The following is a 23,598-nucleotide window of genomic DNA, read 5'->3' as shown; positions in this document are numbered from 1 at the left end:
ACGGTGGGGGACATGAACTGGGACGAAGATATTGCTTCCCGTCTCATGGCCGCCATCGCCTCGCTTCCCCCGGAGGAGCAGACCGACGCGGTGCACGCGGTTCTCAGCGGGGTCATCAAACAGATGCCCTGGAGCGCGCTCCTCGATGTGCGGGCGGAGATCGCCGCGATGTTTGAGGACGAGCACCTCGAGATTGTGCGCACCACGCTCGACATGATCGACGGCCAGATGGCGCTGCGGGAAATCGCGGGCGACGCGACTTGGCGATGAGCCGGTCCCGCGCTGGCAGGCGCGCGGTCGTCGCTCAGGCGGCCGGGAGCGGTTTTGGGGCGCCCGACGCGCCCGGGCCCCGGCGTTCGCCTTGCTCGTACCAGCGATAGAACGAAACCCCGAAGGCGCCGAGGCTCACCAGGATCGCCACGAGCTGCATGCTCACGCCCGCGAGAAGCTGGTCGTCCGCCGCTGAGAAGGAGGTAAACAGCCGCGGCGCGTACTCGTACACCGGGTATAGGATGTCGTGGGAGAAGGTGATGTAGGCGTGGACCGGCATCAGGCCGATGATGACGCCGAGGACGTACAGCATCTGGGTGCCATAGCCGACCGGCGGCAGTACGCGGGACGGGCTCATGATCGGCCACCAGTAGAGGAGCGCGGAGCCGAAGAACGCCAGATGCTCACCGACGTGGATGAGCTTGTTCATCAGCGCGGCATTGTAGAGCCAGGGCGCGTGCCAGCCGCCGACCACCAACAGGAATACGAGCGCGCAGATCAACGGGTGGGTGAGGAAGCGCAGCCCGGCGGACCACGGGGGTTGGCGCAGGAAGGGATCGATCATCCAGGACGGAATGCCCCACAGGAAGAGGATCGCCGCCGGATAGATCAGCAGCTGGTGCTGCAGCATGTGCGCGCTGAACAGGTACGCCTCGCCAATCTGGTCGAGCGGCGAGCCCACCGCGAAATAGAAGACCAGCAGCGCGCCGTAGAACCGGAATGCCTCGCGCTTCGGGAAGGGACGGTCCGCCGATTCCCCGTCGCGCACGAGGAGATGGGCCCGTAGCGGCCCAGCGAGAATCGCCCACAACCAGCCGACGAACACCAGCCCGCCGACGAGCAGCGGTTCGTTGTGCCAGTGCAGCCAGTCGATCATGGCGAGTGTCGTTACATCGGCAGGGGCTTGCTTGCCTCCGCCGCGAACAGGTGCAGGAGCGCCCACATCGTGCCGCCGGCGAGCGTGAGCCCGATGAAGAACAGAATCGTGCAGAACGGCTTATCCCACCGCAGGTGCATGAAGTAGAAGATGACGAACAGAAACTTCACCGCTGACATCACCACCAGCGCGGTGACCAGCAGCCACCGGGCAAACGGCAGGTAAACCGCGACGATCTCGATGCCGGTGATGACCGCGAGCAGCATCGCGATCTGCACATAGATCTGAAACTTGCTGACCTCGTGTTCCGAGGCCCCGTGAGAAGCTGCAGCCAAAGAGCTCATAAAAGTGAGGAGTGAAAGAGTGAGAGTGAAAGTGGACGGAGGACGAAGTTGCCCGAGGTGGAAAGGGAGGTGAGCGCGGTGGAAAGGTCGGTCAGCGGAGATTCAGATCAGCGGTTCGACCACTTTCACTTTCACTCTCACTTTCACTCCTTCAGGCCACTTTCACTTCGCGGATCGCGCCAGCGATCCGCGATCAGAGATACTCGAGCAGATAGACGGCGGTGAAGATCACGATCCAGACGATGTCCACGAAGTGCCAGTACAGGCCCATCGACTCGACATCGATGGCGTTGGTCTCGCCGAACTCGACCGCGCCGCGTGGCCGGGCGAACCAGACGAGCGCGCCGTAGGCGAGCAGCACGAGGAGCAGGTACACGAACTCCGCGCCGATGAAGTGCTGCAGGCCGGCGCCGATCGAGGCCGCTTCCTGCAGGCTGAACACGAGCGCAATCACGACCTTGAGCGACAGCAACAGCGCGGCGATGAGCACGCCCGCGTGGAGGAGGTTGTGCGACAGCCACGAGCGGTGCCACGCGTTGCCGACGGCCGGCTTGAACGAGCGTACATACATTAGGCTCAGCCAGAACACGCCGATCGCGACGTGGATGCCGTGCGTGCCGGTCAGCGTGTAGAACGTGGTTCCGAGCAGGCTGTTCGAGAGCGTCATCTGCTTCACGTGCACGAACTCGGTGAACTCGTACACCTGGCAGCCGAGGAAGATCATCCCGAAGAAAATCGTCATCAGCAGCGACGCCCGGCAGCTCTTCACATTGGCCTTCTGGATCGCGGAGACGGCCAGCGCCATCATCAGCGACGACATCAGGAGGATGAACGTGGAGAACGACGTGAGCTCCGGGCTGAAGATCTGCTTCGGGTCCAGCCCGCCTGCGGGCGGGTGCAGCCGGTAGATCAGGTGCGTCGAGATGAGCGCGCCGAAGAACATGCAGTCCGACGCCAGGAAGGCCCACATGAGGAGCTTCTTGTTCGGAATGCCCGTGGCGGTGCTCGGGTCGTGATGATGGTCAATCGTGGCGACGGCCGTGGTCATGAGCGGAAAGGGGGAGGTGAAAGAGGTGGACGAGGGGGCGGGAGGAACAGTGAGGCGGTCCTCCCGGGACGCTCAGGACTTGCCGACGTGCGACGTCGGCTCGGCGGTGCGGCCTTCCTCGTCGACGTGCAGGTGATAGCCCTCGGCGCCTTCCAGCGCCCAGAAGTAGATGCCGACCAACATGACAGCGGCGCCGAAGAGCGTCGTGCCGAGCTTGGCGTGGATGCCGGGCGCCGGGTTGGAGTCGAAGAACGCGACGCCGAAGGCGCCGATCAGGATGCCGACGCTGGTGACGAACGGCCAGATCGAGGGGAACGGCATGTGAATGCCGCCGTGGGCCGCCTCGGCGTGCGCGTATTCGGCCTGCTCCTTTTTGATCTCCTCCTGGTGGTGCTTCTCGTACCACCAGGCGTCGCGGGCGTGCACGGTCGGGATCACGCGGTAGTTGTACTCCGGCGGCGGCACCGGCAGCGACCACTCGAGGGTGCGGCCGTCCCAGACGTCACGACCGACGCGTTCACCCTTGAGGTAGGTGTAAACCATCGTCGCGAAGTAGATGAAGATGCCCACGCCCAGCGTGAACGCGCCCATCGTCGAAACGAAGTTGGCGGTGTTCCAGCCCATGTTCGCATCGTAGGTGAAGGTGCGGCGGGGCATGCCGTTCAACCCGAGGAAGTGCATCGGGAAGAACGTCACGTTGAAGCCGACGAAGATGACCCAGAAGGAGAGCTTGCCCCAGAACTCGCTGGCCTTGCGGCCGAACATCAGCGGGAACCAGTAGTGGATGCCCGCGAGCAGCGCGAAGAGCGAGCCGCCGATCAGCACGTAGTGGAAGTGGGCGATGACGAAGTACGAGTCCTGCTGCTGGGCGTCGGCCGGCGCCGCCGAGTGCATGACGCCGGAGAAGCCGCCGATCATGAACATCCACACGAAGCCCAGCGCGAACATCATGGGCGTACGCATCTGCAGGTGGCCGCCCCAGATGGTGCCGATCCAGTTGAAAATCTTCACGCCGGTCGGCACCGCGATCGCCATCGTCGCCATCGCGAACGCGGCCGTCGCGACCGTGCCCATGCCGGTGGTGAACATGTGATGGCTCCACACGCCGAAGCCAAGGAAGCCGATGCAGGCGCCCGAGAAGACGACGATCGGGTAGCCGAAGAGCGGCTTGCGGGAGAACGTCGGCAGAATCTCCGAGATGATACCCATCGCCGGCAGGATCAGGATGTACACCTCGGGATGGCCGAAGACCCAGAAGAGGTGCTGCCACAGGATCGGCATGCCGCCGTTCGACGCTTCGAAGAAGTTCGTGCCGAAGTTGCGGTCCATCATCAGCTCGACCAGCGCGATCGTGATCGCGGGGAAGGAGAGGATGACGAGGAAGGACGTGATCAGCGTCATCCAGGTGAACACCGGGAGCCGCATCATCGTCATGCCCGGCGCGCGCAGGTTGATGATCGTGACGATGAAGTTGAGCGAGGCGGCGATGGACGCGGCGCCGAGGAGCTGCAGGCCCATCACCCAGTAATCGATCGAGTGTTTCGCGATGAAGGTCTTCGAGGTGAGCGGGGCGTAGCCGAACCAGCCGCCGTCCGGCGCGCCGTGCGTGGCCGTCGGCAGGAACCAGCCGATGTTCAGGATGATCGCGCCGGCGACGAACGTCCAAAGCGAGAACGCATTGAGCCGCGGGAAGGCGACGTCGCGCGCGCCGATCTGCAGCGGCATGATGAAATTGAAGAACGCCGACGACAGCGGCATCACGGCCAGGAAGATCATCGTCGTCCCGTGCATCGTGAACATCGTGTTGTACTGCTGCGCCGTCAGCACGTTGTTGTTCGGGAACATCAGCTGCGTGCGGATCAGCAGCGCCTCGAACCCGCCGACGAGGAAGAAGAACAGCGCGAAGAGGCCGTAGAGGAGGCCGATGCGCTTGTGATCGACCGTGGTGATCCAGCTCATCAGGCCGGTCTTCGCCGTGGGGCGGGCGAAGAGCCGCGGCCGAGCCGGAGCCTTCTCCTCCTTGGTGAGGAATACGGGTTTAGCCAGTGCGTCCATGTGGGTGGTAAAGGAAGTGGGAGAGGGGAGGCCGGGTTGGGCTCAGGAGCGGGGGCAGGGGCGCGTCACTTCAGGCTGAGCAGGTAGGCGACGAGCGCCTCCTCGTCCTCGGCGGTGAGGGTGACGTTGTTGTCGGCGAAACCCTTCGCCATCTTGTTGCCGGGCTTCACCGCGCCCGGGTTGTGCAGCCAGCGGCGCACCTGCTCGGGGTTGTTCTCCAGCAGACCGGCGGCGAGCGTGGTGCGCGCGGCGAAGTGAGTGAGGTCCGGACCGGTCACGCCCTGGGCGCCGTGGCCGCGGACGGTGTGGCAGGCGATGCAGGTCTTGGCGGTGAAGAGCGTTTTGCCCTTGGCGATGAGCTCGGGGTTCTCGTGCTTCTCCGGTATCTGGTGCGCGCGCCAGGCGTCGAGCGGCGAAACTTCAAAACGGTCGGTGATGCCACTCTCGTTGACGGAGAAATCGTTCGGCGCGCGGAGCGACGCGAACTGGGCCTTGGGGCGGTCGGACTCGGCGACGTTGGCCGGGAGATCGCGGGCGGTCTGCGTCTGCTGTTCCAGCCAGGCGGCGAATTCCTTGGGCTCGAGCGCCACGACGCGGAAGCGCATCACGGCGTGCGAATCACCGCAGTACTCGGCGCATTGGCCCCAGAAGTAGCCGGGCTCGTCCGCCTTGAGCCAGATGAAGTTCGCGCGGTTCGGGATCATGTCCACCTTCCCGGCGAGCTTCGGAATCCAGAACGAGTGGATCACGTCGACCGTGCGCAGGTTGATGCGCACCGGGCGGCCGGCGGGGATGACGAGCTCGTTGGCGGTGACGAGCGGCGCCTTCACGTTGCCCTGCACCGTCGCCTGCTCGGTCGGGTAATCGAAGCGGAACCACCATTGGTAGCCGGTCGCGTTCACCTCGTACACGTTGGCGCGCTCCGCGGGAGCGACGTCGTAGGTGTACCAGATGCCCTTCAGCGTGGGCACGGCGATGATCACGAGCGCGCCGACGGAGAGGCCGATGAGGGAGAGCTCGATCAGGGGATTGCCATGGCTCTGCGGGGGCGGCGCGGCGTGCTCGTCGGCCGCGTTGCGCACACGGAACTTCCACGTGGCGTAGGCCAGCGTGCTGCCCACGAGGGCGAAGATCGTCAGTGTCACCCACCAGGTGACGTAGAAGACGTCGCGCTGCGCCGCCGCGACCGGTCCCGCCACGTGCAGCGTCGATTGGTGTCCGTCCATGCGCCAGAGCTCGGAGAGGTCGCAACCGGCGAGCAGGAGGACGACGGGAACGAAGGCGGCGAGGCACGCCCGGCGGGCGAGTCGTACCCGCGCAGACGGGGACAAACGTGGCAGGAACATGGGTGCGGTGGGAAGTGGGGACGCCGTTCGGCGGCGCCAAAGGGCCCGACACAGTCCCCGATCGACTGCGCATTTCAAGCTATAACATGCGCATTTCTTGCCATGGCTCGGCGCGTGCAAAAGTTGCCCATCATAGAGTTGGAAAGCGTCGCTAATGTCGCGGCATCGTGAGTTGCAGAACGGCTGATGAACGCATGGACGAGTGCGCGCGGCGGGTTGCGCGCGGAGCAAGTCGCCGCACGGTGCACGCGCCATGAAGATCCAGTTCATCCTCGTTCCCCTTGCCCTCGTTGCTCTTTCCGGCTGCGGCCAGAAGGGCCCGGCCACGAGCGCCGACGGTCCGGGGCACACCGCTGCTCACGCTGCCGGGACCGCGCCGACGAGCAGCGCGCGCACGATCGAGATCACCGCCAACGACCAGATGAAGTACAGCCTGACGACGATCACGGCCGCGCCGGGCGAGGAGCTGCGCGTGGTGCTGACGAACGCCGGCTCGCTGCCGAAGGAGGCGATGGGCCACAACTGGGTGCTGATCCAGGCGGGGATGGACCCGATCGCGTTTGGCGCTTCGGCCGCCGGCGCGCGTGAGACGCAGTACATTCCCACCAACCAGAAGGAGAAGATCATCGCCCACATCGACCTCCTCGGCCCCCGCCAAACCGGCGAGGTGACCTTCAAGGCGCCCGCCCAGCCCGGCACTTATCCCTTCCTCTGCACCTTCCCCGGCCACGCCGCCCTGATGCGGGGCACGCTGACTGTGGAATAAGGGAATGAGGGAATAAGGGACTGAGGGAGTGAGGAAATTAGGGGCCAGTCAGGGTCTTTCTCCGGGTCTTTCTCTTACTCTTCCTCTTTCTCTTTCTCTCAAAATTCCGACCTCCCCCCGGCCCGACCCGGCCGGCCGGGCCGATGGGCATCTGAGAGTAAGAGAAAGAGGAAGAGTAAGAGAAAGACCGGCCGCCGCGGCCCCTCACTCCCTTGGCCGGCGAACGCCGTCAGGGCTTCGCCGGCCACCAGACGTACAGGAACAGGTACACGAGCACGCCCGTCACGCTGACGTAGTACCAGATCGGGTACGTCCAGCGGGCCCAGGCGCGGTGGCGGTCGTACTGGCCGCGGATCGCGAGGAGGAGCGTGCGCGGCACCAGGAACGCGATCAGCGCGGCGAGCGGGATGTGCGTCCAAAGGATCGCCAGGTACAGCGTCCGTAGTGCGCCGGTCTCACCGAAGGGCGTGTGCACGCCCCGGCGCATCCCGTGGTAGGTGAGATAGCCGACGAGGAAGAGCGCGGACGCCACCAACGTACCGATCATGAGCCGGCGGTGGACGAGGATGAGCGCGGCGCGCCGCGCGGGATCGGTGGTGCGCTGGGCGCGTTTGATGAACACGAACCCGATCGTCATCAGCACCGTGGCGATGCCGTTGAACGTGGCGTTGAGCGCGGGAATGTCGGTGACCGTCATGAAGCGGGAGCCGGCGGCAGGCCGGGAACGAAGCGGGAAGCGTGGAACGGAGGGCGGGGCCGCGCGGCGAGGGGCGGCGTCAGACCAGGAAGAGCCGGTCGACGACAAGCGCCGCCAGCACCACCGGAAGATAGATGATCGAAGCGTAGAAGAGCTTGCGCGCCGCCCGGTCCCGGCCGACCGGGCGCAGGAACACGATCGCGCGCCAGAGGAACAACCCGCCGCCGAGCAGTGCCACCGCCCCGTACACGGGCGTCGCCAGCCCAAACGCCACCGGCAGCAGGCTCACGCCGAGCAGGAACACCGTGTTGATCAACGACCAGACCGCGACCTTGCCGCCCGCCTCGTCGCGCACCGGCAGCATCGGAAAGTGCACCGCGGAGTAGTCGCGCCGGTACACCCAGGCGATGGCCATGAAGTGCGGGATCTGCCAGAAATAGAGCACCGCGAACAGCACCCAGCCGAGCGCGGTGACGCGGCCTTCACCCGCGGCCCAGCCGATCAACGGGGGAAACGCCCCCGCCAGCGCCCCGATCTCCGTGCTCCAGGTCGACCAGCGCTTCGCCGGCGTGTACCAGCCGACGTACGATACGATCGTCAGCAGCGTGAACAGCGCCGCGAGCGGGTGCACCTGCGCGAAGAGCAGGAACAGCGCGGCGATGCACATCAACGTGCCGAGCACGAACGCCGAGCCCGTCGCCACCTTGCCGGACGGAATCGGCCGCGAGGCGGTACGGTGCATCTTTGCGTCCGTGTCGTGCTCCAGCCACTGGTTCAACGCCGCCACGCCGCCGGCCGCCAGCGAGGTCCCAACGACGACGAACGTCAGCTTGAGCAGGTCTCCCTCGGGCTTCGCCGCGAGGTAGCCGACGAGCGCCGTGATGACCGACAGCAGGCTCAGCCGCGGCTTCGTGAGCTCGAGATAGTCGCGGAAGTGCGCCGGCGGGTTGGCCACGTCAGTCATGGCGCACCTCGATCCGGTCGCGATGCGCGAACCACGTGAGCCAGAACGTCGTGGCCAACGTGAGCGCGCCCACCAGCACGTGCCCGGTGGTCATCTCCGCCTGCCGCTGCGTGTAGATGATCTGCATGCCCAGCAGGATCTGGAGCACCACGAACGCCACCAGCGCCGAAGCGGCCGCGCGCATCGCCGCGGTCGCGCCGGCGGCTCCGCGCACCGCGAAGGCGAACAGCGGCAACGCGATCGCCAGCGGCACCGCCATCGCGCGGTGCGCAAAGTGGATGCCGACGCGGAAGTCCCACGCGGCCGGCAGCCAGTGACCGTCGGCCGTCGAGTACGGAAAGGTCTCGATCGCGAGGCCCGCGCCGCTGTGGCGCATCACGGCCGCGATCGCGAGCTGGACGAACAGCAGCACGCAGCAGAGCAGTCCGAGCCGCCGCACGCGCCAGGTCATCGGGACCGCCCGCTCGCGCCAGGTGCGGGTGCACGCCACCGCGATGGCGATCAGGTTGCATACGAACAATTGCGCCAGCACCGCGTGCAGCATGGCGAACAGCCGCCCCACGCTGGTCTCGATCGCCTCGAGGTGAAACCGGTCGAGCAGCACGCGCAGACCGCCCACCAGCGCCTGCGCCAGCACCAGCGCCACGGCAAACCACGCCAGCCGCCGCAACCAGGGACGCTCGTCGGTGCGCCAGATCCAGAGCGCGAGCCCGATGGTGATCAGGCTCATCAGTCCGGCGCTCAGCCGGTGCGAGTGCTCGGCGAACATCGCGATGTTCTCGAGCCAGCCATGCGGGTTGAGCGAGCCGTTGGACAACGGCCAGTCGGGGAAGACCATGCCCGCACCGATGCTCGTGGTGAAGGCGCCTAGGGTGACGAGCACGAAAACCCACGCGCTCCCGAGCGCCGCGAAGAACGCGAGGCCGGTGCGGTGATTCGGACTCCGGTGGGATGTGGGCGGGAGATCCATTGAGACGGAACAGCCGGAAGGAACTGCGGATGCCGGTGACGGCAACCGCTTTGACAAATTTTCGGTCCGGGGAATCGGTGTCCGCATGAGAACTTATGTCGGCCTCGTCCTGACGGTGTTCGCGCTGATGACCGCGGCGTGCAGCCGCTCCGCCTCCGCGGACCAGCCGGCCGCGTCCGGCAAGACCGCGAGTGCCGAGAAGCGCTACCCGCTCACCGGCGAGGTGCTGCGCGTGACGCCCGAGGCGCATTCGCTGCGCGTGCGGCACGACCCGATCAAGGGGCTCATGCCGGCCATGACGATGGACTTCGCGGTGTCGGAGGCCGACCTGAAGCTGGTGAAGGTGGGCGACCGGATTCGCGGCGATCTCGTGCCAGTGCCGGACGGCGACTTCCGGCTCGAGCGGATATTCATCGCCGACAAAGTGGCCGACGACACCGTGGCCGACGCGGCGCGCCGGTTGCGGGAGGACACGCAGGAGCGCGGCCGCAAGGTTTACCGCGAGGTGGGGGAGAAGGCGCCGGCGTTTGCGCTCTACGACCAGAACGGCCGGGTGGTGCAGTTCGAGCGCTACCGTGGGAAGCAAATCATGCTGAACTTCATCTATACCCGGTGTCCGGTGGCGACGATGTGCCCGGCGGCGACCGAGAAGATGCGCGCGACGCAGCGGCTCGCGCGCGAGGCGCAGGTGAAGAACCTCGAGTTGATCTCGATCACGCTCGATCCCGCGTACGACACGCCGGGCATCCTCAAGCAGTACGCCGAGGGGCGAAACATCGACACGAGCAACTTCACGTTCCTGACGGGGCCGGAGCCGACGATCAAGGACCTGCTCGCGCAGTTCGGCGTGATCGCGGAGTTCCAGGGCGACCTGATCAACCACACGTTGACGACCCTGCTGATCAACGAGGACGGCAAGATCGCGCACCGCGCGGACGGCAGCCAGTGGGAGCCGAAGGAGTTCGTGGCGAGGATGCACAAATCATGAGGCAGGACCTCGACGGACCGGACACGACGACCACGGGCGCCGCGGCGGAGCGTGGCGTGTCGGCAGCGACTGGCCGGACCCGGACGGCGGAACGCGAGCCGGCGCCGGGAGCGGCGGGGCACCGCGAGGCGGCGGCGACGGCTTCGGCCGGTTCGGCGGTGCCGAGGTCGGGGCGGGGCGGGGCGCGGGCGCTACAGTTGCTTCTGATCACGGCGGGCGCGGTGGCGGTGTACGTCGGCATGCGGCTCCTGCCGACGGGGACGAACCTGAATCACATGGATTTCCGGGCGCAGGGCGGCAGCACCGTCGAGTTCTGCGATCCCGCGGCACCGCAATTTGTGCGGGTGACCGAGGCGCGCTCGCCGGTGTCCGCGCGAGTCGCAACGGCGCTGCCCGCGGCGCAGGGGCGTCCGGTGGAGGCGGTACTCTCGCTGCGCACTGCCAGCGGCAAGCCGGTTGGGCCGGAGGACCTGCTGGTCGTGCACACCCAGCGGCTGCACCTGATGGCGGTGGACCCGACGTTGACCGATTACCAGCACCTGCACCCGCAGCCGGGGGACGCGGCGGGGGAGTGGCGGTTCGCGTTCACGCCGCGAGCCGAGGGGACGTACCGGCTGTTTGCGGATTTCACGCCGGTAGCGACGACGCGCGGGCTGTACGCGAGCACCGATCTGCAGGTGGCGGCGGCAGCCGGCGCGGGCGCGGTGTCAGCTCGCCACGGGATGTCCGATCGCACGCCGCGGCAGACGGTTGAGCGCGATGGCTATCGCTTCACGCTACGGCCGGCGCGGCCCTTGCGCGTGGGCGAGCCGGTGGACTTCACCTTTGAAATCACGCGCGCCAGCGGCGGGGCGGTGCCATTGGAGCCGGTGATGGGCGCGTACGCGCACCTCGTGGCGTTCGATGTGGAGCGCAGCGGCTTTGCGCACCTGCATCCGATGCAGGCCGACCCGCTCGCGCGTCCCGATGCGATCCACCCCGCGATGGCATTCAATCTGACGGTGAAAGCGGCCGGGCCATACGTGATCTGGACGCAGGTAAACCTCGCCGGCACCGAAACCTTCGTGCCCTTCTGGATGACATTCGCCGCGGGCGACGAGCCCCGCGTCCGCCGCGCAGGCGTGAATCAAAGCGACTGAACAGCGAGGTTTTAGCCGCTAGAATGTGCAGAACGCGCAAAGTCGAACCGCCAATGTAGGGCCCGAATCGCGGCACAATCACCTGGTCCCCGCTTCGCGGCCCAAAACCCCAACCCCCGACTCCGGTTCGATCCTCCAACCCTATCAGTTTTCGCGCAGCGAAAACTGTTAGAACTGAAGGTGCTTCACCGTGAGGCCCTTGTTTATGAGCTGCTTCAACGAATTGATGCCGATGCGCAGGTGGTCGCGGACGTATTTTTCATTCACCTGGCGATCGCTCTCGGCGGTCTTCACGCCCTCGGGCGTCATGGGCTGGTCGGAGACGAGGAGCAGTGCTCCCGTCGGAATCTCGTTGTAGAAACCGGTCATGAAGATGGTCGCGGTTTCCATGTCGATGCACAGGGCGCGGATCTTCTGGAGGTACTGCTTGAACTCGTCGTCGTGCTCCCAGACGCGGCGGTTGGTGGTGTAAACGGTGCCGGTCCAGTAGTCGCGCGCGTGATCGCGGATGGTGGTCGAGATGGCCTTCTGGAGGGCGAAGGAGGGCAGGGCGGGGACCTCGGGCGGAAAGTAGTCGTTGCTGGTACCCTCGCCGCGGATGCCGGCGATGGGGAGAATCAGGTCGCCGACGGAGGCGCGGTGCTTGAGTCCGCCGCACTTGCCGAGGAAGAGGACGGCCTTGGGTTTGATGGCGCTGAGGAGGTCCATGACCGTGGCGGCGGTGGCGCTGCCCATGCCGAAATTGATGATGGTGATGTCGTCGGCGGTGGCGCTGGACATCGGCTTCTCGCGGCCGTGGACCGGCACCTTGTGCCAGCGGGCGAACATTTCGACGTAGTTGTCGAAATTCGTGAGGAGGATGTAGTCGCCGAACTTGGCCAGGGGCACGCCGGTGTACCGGGGCAGCCAGTTTTCGACGATCTCGCGACGAGTCTTCATGGCGAGGTTCTGCCGGGAGAGCCCCCTTATGACACGTCAAAAATGGCCGGGGGGACCGGCCGAGCGAGCCTGGGCCGCACTCACGCAGTCGTCGCCAGCCGCGTCTGTACCCCCAAAATGTGACGCCGTGACGCCCTCGTTTCTGGCAGATGGGGTCAGCGTCACGGCGTCACAGAACGCGGTCGCCCCTTTGGGGCCCTTGGGGTCTTGCCGAGGCCGAGCGGGGCCGATTCCCGCGCGATTTCCGCGATCCTGGCTGGCGGTAGGTGAGGCATCGGCCGGGCGGCCGCACCCGGGGGCGCGGGTCGCGCGCGGGCGTCCTTGAGCCTCCACCCGGGCGCAGTGCGCGTTCGACCCCGGAGAAGGGCGAGCCAGGTAAGCCATGGGATCACCTGCCTCCCGCCGGCGGCCACGCCGGCAGGTCAACTGGAGATAACCGCCAGATCTGGCGCGTTAGCTCAGCTAACTAGCCAAATCTGGCTAGTTATCTCGAGCGAGCGAAGCGTCCGGCGTCAGCGGTCCCTTACCTTTTACACATCCGCTTTCGCCAAAGGCTTTGGCGCGACAACGAGGTTATGCCAAACCCCGGGCGTCCGACTGGAGCGCCGATGGCGCTGAGTAACGGGTAAGGAGTGAAGGAGGTAAGGACGGAGAAGTTTTCGCACCGCGAAAAACTGGCACGATTGACGCCGGGGCGGCGGCATGGTTTCTCGTCGGCCAATCTTAGTGGCTGCTGTCCAGCACGGTGGCTGCCGTGGTGCCGCAGGTGCGGAGTCGCGTGCCTTGCTGGGCGCAGGCATTCCCCATGGAAATCTGGAGCTCGCCAGGGAACATCAAGATCATCGGCACCGAGGGGCACTCCCCTGAAACCCTCCGTCAGGAGATCGAGCGTGGCGGGCGGTTCGTGATCTACAGCTACAATTTCTCATTCGTGGTGATGAGCTTCAAGAGGGCCACGGCTATCTATTTTTTGCCGCCGGGACAGAACAGCATCCTGAAGGGTCTGCCGTTCACGTTGATTTCCCTGCTCCTGGGCTGGTGGGGCGTCCCGTGGGGCATCATTTATACGATCCAGTCGCTGCACCAGAACCTGACGGGCGGACGCGATGTGACACCGGAGGTCGAGGCGGCGCTGGCGCGGTTGGCTCCGGGAGCAAAGCCGGCGGACATGGAAACTGCCACGTCGGCCGGGCAGCGGGCGGCCGTGGCCCCCGCGCGACGGCGCGCGAGATGGTCCGAGCTTATCCCCGTGGCAGGAGTGGTGGCGCTGGTCGCCGGCGTGGTTTATCTGGTCGCGTGCGCGTTTAGCGGAAACACGTTGCGCGTCGCGGTCGTATCGGGACTGCCGGAACCCTACGTCGTGACACTCAACGGCACGGAATATCCGCTCAAGCCCGGGGTTCCGAAGCTGATCGAGGCGAGTGCGGGTGAGTTCACGTTGCGTGGTGCGCCAGGACGAAACGGAGTCGAAACCTTCGATGCCCGGCTAGGCTTCTTCTCCCGCCCGTTCGACCGTCGCGTGCTGATCGTGAATCCGGATCGGGCGGCGATCCTGTACACTGAGCAGGTGACGTACTATCCGGACACGGCAGTAGCAGCCAAGGAGGCGCCACGCCCGGTGACCTTGCACGCTAATCGTCTCTGGTACCATCTGCCGAGACCGGAGTTCTTCTTCGAGAAACCACCGAAGACCGTCTCCATGTCGTCCCGCAGCGGGGTGGTCCGCAAGGCGCAGATCGCGCAATGGATTGAACCGAATCTCGCTTCGCGGCAGTCGGCCTTGTCCGCGTATCTCGGCGACGCGGCGGGGCAGGAGTACATCGGAAACTACGTGCGCTTGCAGCCGAACGACGACCTGGCTCTGCGGCTGCTCGTTGCCTTGCTGCCACCGGCTGATGCCCGGCGCGTGCTGGAGTCGCGGCTGTCGGATCGCCCCGTGCTGGTCGAATGGCATCGCACTTACCAGTTCGTGATGGACCGCTCGTTTCCGGACTTCGACCTTACGGCCCAATACCACTCCGCCCTGCAGGCCGAACCAGGCGACGGTGCCATGATGTACCTATACGGCCGGCTGCTGTTGGATCCGGCGGCGGCGCGCCCCTTCTATGAGCGGGCGCTGCGGGCGAAAGTACCGTGTGCCTATGCCACGTACGCGCTGGCGACCGACCTCATGGGGCAGGGACGTTACGCGGACGCGCTGCCGCTGCTGGAACAGGCGGCAAAAGACGGGGTGGGCGGCGGAGCGATTGAGCTGCGGAGGCGTGACGCGCTGCTGGCGCTCGGTCGATTTGATGAATTGCAGTCCAATGCCCATGCGCGCGCCGTGGCTCAGCCGGACGACGCCGGCGCGTTTTTGGACGAACTCGTGCTGTCCCAGACTCGGACGCCTAACCGCGCCGCCGGCGAGAGGGCGATCGCGAGCTTTATTGCCGCATTTCGAGCCAGGCATGCTGGGGAGGACGGCGAGATGCTGAATTACTACCTCTCGGCCCAGTTGGCTTACGTGTTAGGTGATGAAGTGACGGCCGCTGCGCTGCTGCGCCGGGTCAAGACGGCGCAGGCAGAGTTTGAGGCCGCCGTGGACCGCAGGTCGCATACGGACGCAGCGACGGCTGCGGCGAAGATCAAAGGGGCGGAGAGCCAGCACCGGTTGATCATGATGCTCGCGGCGCAGGCGGCCGGCGATGGGCAGGGTGCGGAGACGCATTTCCAGCAGGCGCTGGAAGCGATGGCCAAGGAGGACCAGTATGGTCGGCGCCTCGCGCAGGGCTGCCGCGGGACGGCTCCGGTCGACCACGACGCGATCCTGCAGACGCCGATGTTTTCCGACGAGCTCCGGGTGCTCTTCACCGCGCTCGGGGTGCGCTATCCAGAGCAGCGCGAGCGCTACTTCAGTCGCGCGCGCGAGCTCGACCGCAGCCCCACGTTTCCGCACCTGCTGCTGCAGGCCGTGCGTGGGGAGCGGAAGCCGGACCTGAAAACCTGAACCGCAGCCGCTCGTGTTTCCCGTAGCGGCGAACCTGAGTAACCGATATTTGGAAGCTGGAAAGCCGGCAGCGGAGGAGAGAGCCAACGGGGACAAGAGAGCCAAGGGGGACAGACAAGAGAGCCAAGGGGGACAGACACGCAAATGGATTGACTAGAAGGTAAAAAACAATTGTCGATAGCGCATGCGGCGCGCGCGGATCAAAGTGAACTCGGAGCGGGAACCGGGCGTGTACCACTTGATCAGCCGGACGGTGAACGGGGAGTGGATGTTCGGCACGACCGCCAAGGAGATCCTGCGGCGGCAGCTGTGGCAGGTGGCAGACTTCGCCGGGGTTGAGATCCTCACCTACGCCATCATGTCGAATCATTTTCATCTGCTGGAGAGAGCCAAGGGGGACAGACACGCAAATGGATTGACTAGAAGGTAAAAAACAATTGTCGGTAGCGCATGCGGCGCGCGCGGATCAAAGTGAACTCGGAGCGGGAGCCGGGCGTGTACCACTTGATCAGCCGGACGGTGAACGGGGAGTGGATGTTTGGCACGACGGCCAAGGAGATCCTGCGGCGGCAGATGTGGCAGGTGGCAGACTTCGCCGGGGTTGAGATCCTCACCTACGCCATCATGTCGAATCATTTTCATCTGCTGGTGCGGGTGCCGCAGCGACCGGAGCTCTCGGACGCGGAACTGCTCCGGCGCTACGCGGTGCTTTATCCGAAACCGACCAAGTACCAAGTTGCGCGGCTGGAGGTGATCCGGGCCGGGCTGGCGGCGAACACCTCCGCCGCGGAGGCGTGGCGCGAGCGGCAGCGGGCGTTGATGTACGACGTATCTCAGTATATGAAGCTGCTGAAGGAGCGTTTCTCGATCTGGTACAACGCCCGACATCGGCGGTTTGGACCCGTGTGGGCGGATCGGTTCAAGAGCCAGTTGCTCGAGGGTAAGGAGCGGGTCGTCCAGACGGTGGCGGCGTACATCGATCTCAACTGCGTCCGGGCCGGAATCTCGCGGGATCCGAAGGACTACCGGTTCTGCGGGTACGCCGAGGCGGTGAGCGGTCAGGCCCGTGCGCGCCAGGGCTTGCAGTTGGTGGTGGGGGGAGACTGGGAGCAGGCGCAGTGCAGCTATCGGCTGCTGCTGTTCACGAGTGGGGGCGCGGCGCGCGAGGGCAAGGCATCGCTCCCCGTCGAGCAGGTGCGGGCCGCGGTTGAGGCCGGCGGGAAACTGAGCCTGCCCGACGTGCTCCGCTGCCGGATCCGGTATTTCAGCGAGGGAGTTGTCCTGGGTGGGCGGGAGTTCGTCGACGAGCACGTCGCCGCGTACCGGACGAAGCACAGCATGACCCATCGAGTGAAGCGTCACGACCTGCCGGACCCCGGCTGGGGTGAAATCGCCGGCCTGCGACCGCTTCGCGGAGCCTTGCTGAGCTGACCGAACTTGTGGCGAGTGTGGCGGGGTGCTGCGTATCGGCGGGGCTGCCCCTTGACGCGCGGCTCGGACCCGACGTTGGGCAAGCGGCGTCGACCGAAACGCGACGAGCGCGCCGAAAAATCTCGGCTGAGGCCCTATAACGCCGGCCTATCCCCGAAATCGGTGGACCACGGGCGATCTCTGCGCAGTTTCATGAGTTTCATGTGGCGAACATGTCCGTCCCCTTTATTAGTCCCAGCGCTAGGGTGTCGCAATCTCTGGCCGTCGTTTTGATGGGCGTCATTGCATGTGGCGAGCATGTCCGTCCCCTTTAGTTTAGTCCGTCCCCTTTAGTTTAGTCCTCAATGAAGAAGACCCAAGTTCGTTGTTGGAAGGAGCACGCTCATTGCGAGTCCGGGGAGTCGGTAGACGTATTCTTCACGCTTCCAGACTTCGGTGATAGCCCGCGCCTTTACACTTGTGCCGCTTGCGGTGCGCTCTTTGCCGTTAATCCCGATGATGAGCACTACCAGAAGAAGGACTTCCACCGCATGAAACATTTTTGGGGCTGCCCAGAGTGCGGTGCATCGCTTGCAAATGTGTTGGAATACCCGGAAAGCTTCTTGTGTCCATCGACACGGACCATCCAGCACCACTCTCGCTCTACGAGGGAGATTCCCCCTTACGGTGCTTCCATCATCAAGGAGTTTTGGAATCCGATAGGAGAGAGCCAAGGGGGACAGACACGCAAATGGATTGACTAGAAGGTAAAAAACAATTGTCGATAGCGCATGCGGCGCGCGCGGATCAAAGTGAACTCGGAGCGGGAGCCGGGCGTGTACCACGTGATCAGCCGGACGGTGAACGGGGAGTGGATGTTCGGCACGACCGCCAAGGAGATCCTGCGGCGGCAGCTGTGGCAGGTGGCAGACTTCGCCGGGGTTGAGATCCTCACCTACGCCATCATGTCGAATCATTTTCATCTGCTGGTGCGGGTGCCGCAGCGACCGGAGCTCTCGGACGCGGAACTGCTCCGGCGCTACGCGGTGCTTTATCCGAAACCGACCAAGCACCAAGTTGCGCGGCTGGAGGTGATCCGGGCCGGGCTGGCGGCGAACACCCCCGCCGCGCAGGCGTGGCGCGAGCGGCAGCGGGCGTTGATGTACGACGTATCTCAGTACATGAAGCTACTGAAGGAGCGTTTCTCGATCTGGTACAACGCCCGACATCGGCGGTTTGGACCCGTGTGGGCGGATCGGTTCAAGAGCCAGTTGCTCGAGGGCAAGGAGCGGGTCGTCCAGACGGTGGCGGCGTATATCGATCTCAACTGCGTCCGCGCCGGAATCTCGCGGGATCCGAAGGACTACCGGTTCTGCGGGTACGCCGAGGCGGTGAGCGGTCAGGCCCGTGCGCGCCAGGGCATGCAGTTGGTGGTGGGTGGAGACTGGGAGCAGGCGCAGTGCAGCTATCGGCTGCTACTGTTCACGAGTGGGGGCGCGGCGCGCGAGGGCAAGGCATCGCTCCCCGTCGAGCAGGTGCGGGCCGCGATCGAGGCCGGCGGGAAACTGAGCCTGCCCGATGTGCTCCGCTGCCGGATCCGGTATTTCAGCGAGGGGGTGGTCCTGGGTGGGCGGGAGTTCGTCGACGAGCATGTCGCCACGTACCGGACGAAACACAGCCTGACCCACCGCGTGAAGCGTCACGACCTGCCGGACCCCGGCTGGGGTGAAATCGCCGGCCTGCGACGGCTTCGCGGAGCTTTGCTGAGCTGACCGAACTTGTGGCGAGTGTGGCGGGGTGCTGCGTATCGGCGGGGCTGCCCCTTGACGCGCGGCTCGGACCCGACGTTGGGCAAGCGGCGTCGACCGAAACGCGACGAGCGCGCCGAAAAATCTCGGCTGAGGCCCTATACCGCCGGCCAATCCCCGAAATCAGTGGACCATGGACGATCCCCGCGCAGTTTTGTGTGGCGAACATGTCTGTCCCCTTTAGTCGACCTCCCCTTTAGTCGACCCTAATCATGAAAATCCGATGCTTGCTGTTCGGTCTGTTAATAGTGACGGCGTCCTCGATGAGCGCTTTTCAAAGTGAGTTTTGCTTTCCGGATCGCGTTCACGAGCGATACCAGTGCGGTCACGATGTCGTCGAGATCAGTGCCGGTCTTGCGTTAGGCAAAGCCGGGGGGACTGTCGAATTTCTCAAAGTCACCATAAACGGAGCGGCCGTCGACGTTCCCCAAGAGGCGCTTCGCCAAGTTGGCTTCGCCGTGAAGACCGTGTTCCACCTGAGAAGGGCTGTAGACTCTGAGTCAAAAGTGACGTACTTCGTGACGGCGCCGGTATCTGGCATCGAACGCGATGGGAGAACGCAAGACCTCGAAGGCGGTCGCTGGCAGCTTGAAATCTCAGCCGACAAAACGTGCCGGGTGCAGATCGAATACCGAGACAAAGGATCAACTGAGGTGCTTCAACTGTTGCCTCTCAAATAGCGGCGGGCCGTTTGGCAACAGACCGTCTTCCGAAAGCCTGACGGCGGCGGGAATCTACGAATGAGCCCCTGGGGCGAATGGCCCCGGGGATTTTCGATCGGGCGTACCTGAGTGGCCTTGGCGTGCTTCGCTGGGGCGGGCGCCTGCGGCGACGGCCTCGGGCGCCAGAATTCTGGTGCAAACGGGGGTGGGGGCGGTTTGATGGACTGTGCGGCGAACATGTCCGTCCCCTTTAGTCGACCCGCAGCTAAGGATTTGTCGCCTGATCAGCTAAAGCAGCGGTATGAGGGCGTGCGCGAGGATGTCCGAGGCTTCTTCATAAAGAACCCGAACGGTACCTACAAGATGTCCAGGGCTGACTTCGAAGTTGTAATGCAACAGTACGGTAAGGTGATTCAACGGAAGAACCTGTCTCTGCTTTCACCGCTGAAACTGATGGAATTCATGGTGACCGCGGACACGAATGTGTTCCGGTTTATTACGGCGGACAGGGAAAAGGGCTTGGAGCGGGTTTTCACTACGCTAAAAAACTTCGCGATCGAGGGCGGTCCTACTGCAACCGCCCCGGGTGGTGACGTGAACTACTTCCTGCAGGGTATGATTCTCGCTTCAGTTGGAATTCATCCCGGGTCCAGCAATCAAGCGATCTCTGAGGTAATTATCGCTTGGAACGTGAAACAAGCGATCGAGAAGGGGTCAATGAGTGACATTAACCAGATCGGACGCGTGATCCCGTGGGCACAGCAGGGATTCGACTACTATTACGACAACGTCCGCGGCACGAAATAAATATCCTACCTCATGAATCAAATTATAGCACTGCGCAGTGTGATAGTTCTGCTCATTGTGTTGCTGACACCCGGCTGCTTGGGTTCGTCTTCATCGAACAGGGACCGAGTGATTCACCATTTGGCGCAGCCTGAGAATCGGGCACGGCTTGTTCGATGGGTCGATGAAAATGTTCGAAATCGGAACTGGGATTTGGAGAAACTGGATCTTGGAATGGATGCGAGCCCGGGACGCGGGGCAATCAACGTGCCAATTGAGTGGTCGATCGCAGGCCTCAAAGCACATCCAGGCCAGGAGGTGCGACTGATCATAAACGCGAAGCACAAGGTTTCTGCTGTTTACTTCGGCGATCCACGGCTAGGTGTCGTCGTGGCGCTTAATGGCGATTACGGAGTCGATGCAGACTTACTCCACGTTATCGACAGCTCGGTGGCTGTGTATTCGCGCGACTAGCAAGCGTCAGCGTTGTTCAGAAATCGACAATTTCCCGAAGTCCTGACGCGGCAGACATCCACGAATCGGACCAAGGGGCGAATGGCCCCGGGGATTATCGAAAGGGCGTACCTGAGTGGCCTTGGCGTGCTTCGTTGCGGCGGGCGCCAGCGGCTGCGGCCTCGGGCGCCAGAATTCTGGTGCAAACGGGGGTGGGGGCGGTTTGATGGACGGCCTTTCGATGAAGACTGGGGCCAAGACTGTCATTGGGGTGGTGGCGTGCGGGGTGTTCCTGGCGGTGGCGCGGGCCACGCCGGGCTCTCTCGCGTGGTCGCATGGGATGCTGCTGGCGATCGTCCTGGTCGTCATCCCGCTCGTGCTCGACCTCCTGGTCGAGCGGCGCGACTCCGCCAAGGTCGCCCGCTCCCTCAACTGGGCGCGCCAGGCCCAGCTGCCGGCCGGGCTCTGCCTCCTGCTCGCCTGCTGGTTCAACCCAGGCTGGCTCGGGTTCCTCTGCGCCATCCCGTGGGCCGGCGTCACGGCGATGCTCGCGGGCGTCGGACTCGCCCGCATGCTGCGCGACCGGTTCGCGCGTCCACTCGACCGGCTCACCGGCGACGTCGGCCTGATGTACCTCGCGCTCGGCGCGCTGTGGGTCATGGCGGAACGCGCCGGACTCCGGCCCGCCGGCTTCGAACCGGCGGCGGTCGCGCTCGCCGCGATCAACTTCCACCTGATCGGCTTCCTCGTGCCGTTCTTCGGCGGGATGGTCGCCCGCGAAATGCCTGACTCGCTCTTCGCCGCCCGTGGACTCGTCGGCGTCGTGCTCGGCGTGCCGACCCTCGCCGCCGGCATGACCATCAATGCCTTTGGCTGGACTCCCGTCGTCGAAGCCGCCGGCGGGTGCGGCCTCGCGCTCGGCGGCATGACCCTCGGTGTGCTCCACGTACGCTATGCGCTGGATGCGGTGAGCGTGTCCGGTGTCGCCCGCGCGCTCATCGGCATCGCCGGCACCGCGCTGTTCTTTGCGATGGTGGTCCTGGCGGCCTACGCCGCGCGGTCCTACGTCGTGGTCTTCCCCTGGTTCGAGCCGCCGCAAATGCGGGCCGTGCAAGCCACGCTCCTGGCGCTGGGCTACGGCCTGCCCAGCGTCGCCGCGTGGTCCGTCTTCCAGCGCACCAAGCCGAGAAAGTAGTCTTCTGTTTTCGCCGCCGGCGAAAACAGAAGCCTAGGCCCGCTCGTCGGCGAGGGCGTTGGCGGTGTTGAGGTGCTGCGGGCCGGTGTACTTCTGCGACTGCTCGTCGGCGTGGTAACTGGACCGCACGAGCGCGCCGCTCTCGATCACGCCGATGCCAAGGCTCAGGCCAAATTCCTTCCAGTGCTGGAACTCCTCCGGCGTGGCCCAACGGGCGACCGGCAGGTGCTGACGCGTGGGCTGCAGGTACTGGCCGATCGTCACGATGTTGGTCTGGTCGGCCGCGATGTCCCGGAGCGTCTGCTCCACCTCGGCCTGCTCCTCGCCGAGGCCGAGCATGATGCCGGTCTTGGTGACGAACCCGCGGCTCTTGGCGTGACGCAGGACCGAGCGCGAACGGTCGTAACGGGCCTGGACGCGGACGGGCTTCTGCAGCCGCTCCACCGTCTCGAGGTTGTGGTTGAAGATGTCGGGCTTCGCATCGAGCACCACGTCGACGTGGGCGGTGTTGCCCTTGAAGTCGGGGGTGAGGACCTCGATCGCGGTGTGCGGGTTGCGGTAGCGGATGGCGCGGATGGTGGCGGCCCAGACGCTGGCGCCCCCGTCGGCAAGTTCGTCGCGGGCGACGCTGGTGACCACGCAGTGCCGGAGGTTCATCTTGGCGACGGCCTCGGCGACGCGGGCGGGTTCGCCGAGGTCGAGCTCGGTCGGGCGGCCGGTGGCGATCGCGCAGAAGTTGCAGGAGCGCGTGCAGATGTTGCCCAGGATCATCACCGTCGCGGTGCCGCGGGACCAGCACTCGCCGAGGTTGGGGCACTGGGCGCTTTGGCAGACCGTGTGCAGGTGGTTGTTGTCGACCAGGTGGCGCGTCGCCGCGTAGCCCGGACCGCTGGGCAACTTGGCCCGCAACCAGGAAGGTTTGCGCGAAGTTTCTGCCGGAGACATGGCGTGCAAACGCATACGAAGACCCGCGAAGCGCAAGCGGCTTTTCCGACTCGGCCCGCGCGGGCGCGAGGCGTCAGACGGCCGGCACCGGCGCCGGGTTTTCGGCGAGAAAACGCGGCAGCAGCGCGCGGAACTCCGTGTCGAGCACGGCTTTGACCTCGGCTTCGGAGACCGGGTGGCCGAGTTCGACCTGCATGGACGTGACCGTGCCCTCGGCGGCGGTGATGCCGCAGGGGACAATGCCGCCGAAGTGGGCGAGGTTGGCGTTCACGTTGAGCGCGAACCCATGGTAGGTGACCCAGCGGCGGACGGCCACGCCGATCGCGGCGATCTTGCGCTTGCCGAGCCAGATGCCGGTCTTGCCCTCGCGGCGCGAGGCGGCGAGCCCAAGGTTGCCGAGCGCGTTGATCATGACCTGTTCGAGCAACCGCAGGTAGGCGTGGAGGTCGCGGTGCGTGGCGAGCGAGATGATTGGGTAGCCGACGATCTGCCCCGGGCCGTGGTAGGTGATGTCGCCGCCGCGGTTGGTCTTGCTGACCTCGACGCCCTCGCGGCTGAGCTGCTCGGCGGACCAGACAAGGTGGGCGTCGGCTCCCCCGCGCATGCCGATGGTGAAGACCGGCTCGTGCTCGGTGAAGACGAGCGTGTCGCCGATCTCGTCGGCGATCCGCTGCGCGACGAGCGCCTCCTGGCGCGCGAGGGCGTCGGCGTAACGGGTGCGACCCCAGTCGATCGTGGTAAGCATGGCGGCCGCAACCCTCGCCGCTTCTTGCGCGTCGCGCAAGAAGCGGCGAGGGCTGCGGCCGCCAGGGAGTGAGGGAATGGGGGATTGAGGGAGTGAGTGGCCTGCCGCACACAGGGGCCGCGCTCAGGGGTCTTTCTCTTACCCGAAACGATGCGGTTGAAAGGGAGCCACCGTCTGAGAAGTGATTGGGGTTGAATGAAAAAGA

At 65.1% G+C, this 23,598-nt stretch carries 23 protein-coding genes; 12 read left to right on the top strand and 11 right to left on the bottom strand.

Annotation, left to right across the window (positions count from 1 at the left end; translation table 11 throughout):
- Positions 1–45 precede the first annotated feature (45 nt).
- Positions 46–270: a hypothetical protein gene (locus tag DB354_RS06895; protein WP_107834720.1), complete on the top strand. Its 225-nt coding sequence runs from the start codon at positions 46–48 to the stop codon at positions 268–270.
- Positions 271–304: 34 nt separating this feature from the next.
- On the opposite strand, the gene DB354_RS06890 is transcribed toward DB354_RS06895, so the two are convergent.
- From DB354_RS06890 to coxB, 5 genes are all read right to left on the bottom strand, one after another.
- The gene (locus DB354_RS06890) at positions 305–1,147 is read right to left on the bottom strand and encodes a cytochrome c oxidase assembly protein (protein WP_107834719.1); all 843 of its coding nucleotides are present in this window, start codon (positions 1,145–1,147) and stop codon (positions 305–307) included.
- Between the two features lie 11 nt (positions 1,148–1,158).
- On the bottom strand, positions 1,159–1,491 hold the full coding sequence (locus DB354_RS06885; protein ID WP_107834718.1) for a cytochrome C oxidase subunit IV family protein: 333 nt from the start codon (positions 1,489–1,491) through the stop codon (positions 1,159–1,161).
- 193 nt (positions 1,492–1,684) lie between these two features.
- Complete coding sequence (locus DB354_RS06880; RefSeq protein WP_107834717.1) at positions 1,685–2,539, bottom strand: heme-copper oxidase subunit III; 855 nt, start codon at positions 2,537–2,539, stop codon at positions 1,685–1,687.
- Between the two features lie 72 nt (positions 2,540–2,611).
- Complete coding sequence (ctaD, locus tag DB354_RS06875; RefSeq protein ID WP_107834716.1) at positions 2,612–4,594, bottom strand: cytochrome c oxidase subunit I; 1,983 nt, start codon at positions 4,592–4,594, stop codon at positions 2,612–2,614.
- 65 nt (positions 4,595–4,659) lie between these two features.
- Positions 4,660–5,940 (bottom strand): cytochrome c oxidase subunit II, encoded by a 1,281-nt coding sequence (gene coxB, locus DB354_RS06870; protein WP_107834715.1) that lies wholly within the window; start codon positions 5,938–5,940, stop codon positions 4,660–4,662.
- A gap of 253 nt (positions 5,941–6,193) precedes the next feature.
- On the opposite strand from coxB, the gene DB354_RS06865 reads away from it, so the two are divergent.
- Positions 6,194–6,706: a lipoprotein gene (locus tag DB354_RS06865; protein WP_107834714.1), complete on the top strand. Its 513-nt coding sequence runs from the start codon at positions 6,194–6,196 to the stop codon at positions 6,704–6,706.
- A 229-nt stretch (positions 6,707–6,935) separates the two neighbouring features.
- On the opposite strand, the gene DB354_RS06860 is transcribed toward DB354_RS06865, so the two are convergent.
- The 3 genes from DB354_RS06860 to DB354_RS06850 form a co-directional block, all read right to left on the bottom strand.
- Complete coding sequence (locus DB354_RS06860) at positions 6,936–7,403, bottom strand: DUF420 domain-containing protein (protein ID WP_107834713.1); 468 nt, start codon at positions 7,401–7,403, stop codon at positions 6,936–6,938.
- A 79-nt stretch (positions 7,404–7,482) separates the two neighbouring features.
- Positions 7,483–8,367 (bottom strand): heme o synthase, encoded by an 885-nt coding sequence (gene cyoE, locus DB354_RS06855; protein WP_107834712.1) that lies wholly within the window; start codon positions 8,365–8,367, stop codon positions 7,483–7,485.
- On the bottom strand, positions 8,360–9,337 hold the full coding sequence (locus DB354_RS06850; RefSeq protein WP_107834711.1) for a COX15/CtaA family protein: 978 nt from the start codon (positions 9,335–9,337) through the stop codon (positions 8,360–8,362). Before DB354_RS06850 ends, cyoE begins: the two co-directional genes overlap by 8 nt.
- A gap of 85 nt (positions 9,338–9,422) precedes the next feature.
- Between DB354_RS06850 and DB354_RS06845 the strand changes: the two genes are divergently transcribed.
- Positions 9,423–10,325, top strand: a complete 903-nt coding sequence (locus tag DB354_RS06845) for an SCO family protein (protein WP_107834710.1) — start codon at positions 9,423–9,425, stop codon at positions 10,323–10,325.
- The gene (locus DB354_RS06840; protein ID WP_107834709.1) at positions 10,322–11,464 is read left to right on the top strand and encodes a hypothetical protein; all 1,143 of its coding nucleotides are present in this window, start codon (positions 10,322–10,324) and stop codon (positions 11,462–11,464) included. Before DB354_RS06845 ends, DB354_RS06840 begins: the two co-directional genes overlap by 4 nt.
- A gap of 168 nt (positions 11,465–11,632) precedes the next feature.
- On the opposite strand, the gene DB354_RS06835 is transcribed toward DB354_RS06840, so the two are convergent.
- Positions 11,633–12,403: an AMP nucleosidase gene (locus DB354_RS06835; RefSeq protein ID WP_107834708.1), complete on the bottom strand. Its 771-nt coding sequence runs from the start codon at positions 12,401–12,403 to the stop codon at positions 11,633–11,635.
- Between the two features lie 805 nt (positions 12,404–13,208).
- Here DB354_RS06835 and DB354_RS22495 point away from each other — a divergent pair.
- The 8 genes from DB354_RS22495 to DB354_RS06795 all read left to right on the top strand — a co-directional run bounded on the left by DB354_RS22495 (position 13,209) and on the right by DB354_RS06795 (position 21,703).
- On the top strand, positions 13,209–15,389 hold the full coding sequence (locus DB354_RS22495) for a hypothetical protein (RefSeq protein ID WP_199226809.1): 2,181 nt from the start codon (positions 13,209–13,211) through the stop codon (positions 15,387–15,389).
- A gap of 184 nt (positions 15,390–15,573) precedes the next feature.
- Entirely contained in the window at positions 15,574–15,819 is a 246-nt protein-coding gene (locus DB354_RS06820) for a transposase (protein WP_107834707.1), read from the top strand.
- Between the two features lie 20 nt (positions 15,820–15,839).
- Entirely contained in the window at positions 15,840–16,820 is a 981-nt protein-coding gene (locus DB354_RS06815; RefSeq protein ID WP_107834706.1) for a transposase, read from the top strand.
- Between the two features lie 770 nt (positions 16,821–17,590).
- Complete coding sequence (locus DB354_RS06810) at positions 17,591–18,571, top strand: transposase (RefSeq protein WP_107834705.1); 981 nt, start codon at positions 17,591–17,593, stop codon at positions 18,569–18,571.
- Between the two features lie 248 nt (positions 18,572–18,819).
- On the top strand, positions 18,820–19,287 hold the full coding sequence (locus tag DB354_RS06805) for a hypothetical protein (protein WP_107834704.1): 468 nt from the start codon (positions 18,820–18,822) through the stop codon (positions 19,285–19,287).
- 219 nt (positions 19,288–19,506) lie between these two features.
- Positions 19,507–20,076 carry a hypothetical protein gene (locus tag DB354_RS06800; RefSeq protein WP_146180140.1) on the top strand — a complete coding sequence of 190 codons (570 nt, stop codon included), beginning with the start codon at positions 19,507–19,509 and terminating at the stop codon, positions 20,074–20,076.
- 12 nt (positions 20,077–20,088) lie between these two features.
- Entirely contained in the window at positions 20,089–20,529 is a 441-nt protein-coding gene (locus tag DB354_RS21945; protein ID WP_146180139.1) for a hypothetical protein, read from the top strand.
- 220 nt (positions 20,530–20,749) lie between these two features.
- Entirely contained in the window at positions 20,750–21,703 is a 954-nt protein-coding gene (locus tag DB354_RS06795) for a YndJ family transporter (RefSeq protein ID WP_158277402.1), read from the top strand.
- Positions 21,704–21,736: 33 nt separating this feature from the next.
- On the opposite strand, the gene lipA is transcribed toward DB354_RS06795, so the two are convergent.
- Both lipA and lipB read right to left on the bottom strand, forming a co-directional pair.
- Positions 21,737–22,648: a lipoyl synthase gene (gene lipA, locus DB354_RS06790; RefSeq protein ID WP_107834701.1), complete on the bottom strand. Its 912-nt coding sequence runs from the start codon at positions 22,646–22,648 to the stop codon at positions 21,737–21,739.
- Positions 22,649–22,721: 73 nt separating this feature from the next.
- Positions 22,722–23,432: a lipoyl(octanoyl) transferase LipB gene (gene lipB / locus DB354_RS06785; protein ID WP_255420724.1), complete on the bottom strand. Its 711-nt coding sequence runs from the start codon at positions 23,430–23,432 to the stop codon at positions 22,722–22,724.
- Positions 23,433–23,598 lie beyond the last annotated feature (166 nt).

It is taken from the genome of Opitutus sp. ER46 (assembly GCF_003054705.1).
GTDB lineage: Bacteria > Verrucomicrobiota > Verrucomicrobiia > Opitutales > Opitutaceae > ER46.
Note: the sequence above shows the minus strand (reverse complement) of the source record. Positions and strands in the feature narration are given on the sequence as shown.